The sequence below is a fragment of the Bartonella sp. LB28NMGDW genome (assembly GCF_042194435.1).
Taxonomy (GTDB): domain Bacteria; phylum Pseudomonadota; class Alphaproteobacteria; order Rhizobiales; family Rhizobiaceae; genus Bartonella; species Bartonella grahamii.
Map to the genome: position 1 here is coordinate 1 of NZ_JBHIMX010000177.1, position 527 is coordinate 527.

Below are 527 nucleotides of genomic sequence, written 5' to 3' on the forward strand. Positions count from 1 at the left end.
GTAGGGGGTGATTTTGCCATTACCAGCCGCAGTGATACGGGACAAACTTCCAGCAAGCAAAACTCTGTTTCTGTTGGTTTTGGTGCTGGACAAACGGGAGGTGGAGGCTCTATGAGCGCCTCTTTCCAAAAGGATAAATCCTCTAGTGATTATCATAGTGTTGTGGAGCAATCAGGCATCAAAGCGGGTGATGGCGGTTTTAATATCATTGTTAAAGACAAAACGACCCTAACCGGAGGACTTATTTCCAGCACAGCCTCGGCGGACAAAAACAGCCTGACCACAGGAAGCATCAGCACCAGTGATATTTCCAACAGTGCGCATGCTAAAGCCAGCAGCCATGGGTTTAGCCTTTCTGGGAACGATACGATAAAGAACATTGCCAAAAATGCTTTAAGTCATGGAAAAGCCAAAGATGCAGCAGAAGGGGAAACCAAATCCGCTATCAGTGATGGGACTATCATCCTTACTGATACAACTGGACAGAGGGCGATGGGGCAAGATGCTGGACAAATCATTGGCTCTCT

1 protein-coding gene is annotated in these 527 nt (G+C 47.2%); it reads left to right on the plus strand.

The window, feature by feature from the left end:
- On the plus strand, positions 1-527 hold a 527-nt coding region (locus tag ACFIKG_RS09875), incomplete at both ends, for a hypothetical protein (RefSeq protein ID WP_375652263.1).